This is a genomic window from Acinetobacter sp. P8-3-8, from assembly GCF_000214135.1.
Lineage (GTDB): Bacteria > Pseudomonadota > Gammaproteobacteria > Pseudomonadales > Moraxellaceae > Acinetobacter.
Genome location: NZ_AFIE01000110.1, coordinates 1 through 2,980 on the forward strand (window position 1 = coordinate 1; position 2,980 = coordinate 2,980).

General features: G+C 33.8%; 3 protein-coding genes and 2 pseudogenes. All 5 read left to right on the top strand.

What is annotated here, in order from left to right; translation table 11 throughout:
• A pseudogene (locus GGG_RS21445) lies at positions 1–210 on the top strand (hypothetical protein); the annotation flags it as partial.
• Complete coding sequence (locus GGG_RS21450; protein ID WP_010117818.1) at positions 191–478, top strand: hypothetical protein; 288 nt, start codon at positions 191–193, stop codon at positions 476–478. The pseudogene GGG_RS21445 and the gene GGG_RS21450, both read left to right, overlap by 20 nt.
• Positions 479–566: 88 nt before the next feature.
• Positions 567–1,487, top strand: a complete 921-nt coding sequence (locus GGG_RS21455; protein ID WP_227500515.1) for a hypothetical protein — start codon at positions 567–569, stop codon at positions 1,485–1,487.
• The gene (locus GGG_RS21460) at positions 1,480–1,845 is read left to right on the top strand and encodes a hypothetical protein (RefSeq protein WP_010117823.1); all 366 of its coding nucleotides are present in this window, start codon (positions 1,480–1,482) and stop codon (positions 1,843–1,845) included. The genes GGG_RS21455 and GGG_RS21460 overlap by 8 nt, the downstream gene beginning before the upstream one ends.
• Positions 1,782–2,980 (top strand): annotated as a pseudogene (locus GGG_RS0118640) (integrase); the annotation flags it as partial. The gene GGG_RS21460 and the pseudogene GGG_RS0118640, both read left to right, overlap by 64 nt.

Consider the following 2,980-nt stretch of genomic DNA (forward strand, 5'->3'; position numbering starts at 1 on the left):
AGTAATCCACTTTATCTAGCACCCAGTTTATTACATCAGGTATACAACGTATTGCACGATTGTTATCAGGATAAAATGTTCAAAGAAAATAGTACAATCTTTTATGATCAATCTTCTTTGGCATTATGTGGCATGATGTCACTGCTGACTGGTCTGAGTCCTACTATCTTTAAAGATATTAATAATTTGATTGAAAAAGGAAAATATTAGAAAAAACAAAAGTAAAAAGAATAAAAAAACAAAAGTAGCAGAAGAAACAGAAGTAATCGAAGTATCTTATTATTGGGTGATTGATCCAAAGTTGAATGTAAATCATTCGGGCATTATGAGTGATAAATTACAGCGCTATAACAAAGCATCCACTTATAAATGGCATATTCCTAGTGCTTGGATTATTCAATTAAAAAAAAATGCTATTCAAGAACTATCTGTTCCTGAATACAATCGTTTTTTTAAGGCAGCTATTCAGACCGTATAATTTGGACAAGATTTCATGTGGAATTTTAGAAAAGCAAATATATTTCCATCTGAATATGCAGACAGGTGATGATCTCGTAGCACACTTAATGGCAAATCACGATACGAATCATGTGGTTAATTGGTCCTATGAAGGGCGTAATATTGAAGAGATAAATAGACATTTTAAAAGATACATTGATTGTTTAATAAACCGAAAAAAAGGTGATCTATGGATAAAAGAGCAGCAGCCGGGTTATATCTTTGACCGAGAACAACGTATAGGTAGTCAGCGTTGCTGGACTATCAAAGCAGCAACTCAATTTTTTAAAAATCTTTATGCTTATGTACAGACTACTTTAACGAATGATGAAGCCAATCGGATTGAGAAATTAAATGCTTATAGCATTTGGATGTGGCATCTGTCTTTAATTTGCCTCACGGTACGACCCACGATGGGTATGCCAGGTTTGATCAAAAATTATGATTCAAAATCAAAATTTATCTATATTCATGACAAAAAAATTGGTTCACGACAAGAAGGTCGTTTAGTGCCTGTAGTAGGTTATTGGCAAAAGCATTTCGATGCATACAGAGAGTATATAGATAAGACAATTACTGCATTAGGCATGAAATATCTGCAGGAGCAGTGGAAAAAAAATGAATTCATGCTGTGTATTCTTATCCATCCTCAACTGACTTCCAAAAAGCATAGCGTTGACTTTATAGAAATAGCAGACAATCTTACTTTGGCACCAATGTCAGCAGCTTTTGTGACGCATTACTTGAAAGAAACAGTTCAGATTTATAAAAACTGGCCAAGGCATTTTAGCAAAAACCATCTTGAACTCAGCAGTGATATTCATAATACCCTTTATGCACATGATGGTATTGCCATGGGGTTTGGCCATACTTCATCCTTAAGTCCTTTTCATTACAAAACAGAAATTCAACAACAGGTTGAAGCGTTACTGGAAAAATTAGAAATTTTGGAGCTAGACTTGTTTACCCAGGAAAAATCGCGTGATTAATAAAGAACTAAATCAAGAGATTCTAGAGCAATTACAAAATGCGATTGAAACAGAAACAAAAGCAATTTTTAATCAAATTTCTGAGCTGATTGATCATAAATATACTCAGAAAAAGGTGAATGGTGTCGAGATTGATTTTAAACTTCTTGATCAACGAATTGCTGATAAATTTACAAACTATAAGCAAGTTTTAATAAAAGTTTGTGAGCATTCCCAGCTCAAAAAATATTTCCGCTCTTACCTCAAGGAGTGTTTTAAACACTTTAAAATTATTTGTGAACAAGAGTATCAGGAGTGGCAAAAAAAAATCCAGATCATGCAAAAATTTACGATATTAAATTACCAGATTGGAAAATAGCAACATTACCGCGCCGCGATAATATTTTAACAGAGGACAAGTTGTGTTATGGAGCTATTCTTGCTGATTTTAAAGAAAAATTTTATGAAAAGTGGAGCTATTCTCTTAATAAAAAGACTCAAAATATAAGTTTACAATCTACAGTTGAAGCTCAGCAAAACCTAGTAAACATATTATTTGAATGTCTATGTATATCATTAATTTTCGATCAAGGATGTATTCATCCTGAACGGCTTATTGCAATTCATGATGCAATTTTTGAAATGAATCTAGACAGTGGACTGTTGCCAATTTACTCTGGTTCAGAGAATCATGCCTACGTTTTCTCATACACTCTCTCATCTCAAAAATATGGCAATTTCTACCGTTATGATAGCCAAGGAGATGTGGAATTATGGCAAACACAGCAAATATATTTTAACGCAATCTCAATGCTTTGTTATTTGCGTATCCGAGAGCATCTTCATGGTAACCAAGATTATGCATTACAGTGTACATCGCCTCTTAGTATTTGGCAGCAAACACACGATGATCAAGATCAAAAAGTTAAGCGGGAAGATTTACTTTATAAGCGGCTAAAAGCACATTTTAAAGATGTTGTTCCTGATCATCAATTTATCAAAGAGTTTGGGCGACGTCGTTTTTCTGCTTTCAAGCATATTGATTATCTTCTTTGGCAGGAGATTCCAAATTTAGATCTATTGAGTACAAGTGTACTTAATAACAAAATTATCACTACGCCTTTGATATATGAACAGCATATAGCTATTTATCATCAGCTTGACACCTGGAAAACGATTCAAGAAAGAATTGAAAATACTCATCACACTGTAGAGCTTTCTGTTTCTACTAGTGGTAAGAACGTTAAAGTTTATAATGATAAACGGATGGGTAAACGTAATGATATAAAATCATTGCTTTTATCATTTAGTGAAGATGGTAAAGAGTTGACACTAGCCAAGTTTAATGAAGCTTTGAACGCGAGTATTAATAAATCAGAGGGCGATATACGTTCCTATGAAGCTGGAGAGGGGGAATATATTGATTATGTGGTGGCAATCGCACATTTACGGATATGCCAATGGTTAAAGTATGAGCTAGGTTACAATTCTAGCTCTGGTAAAGCATCACTTCA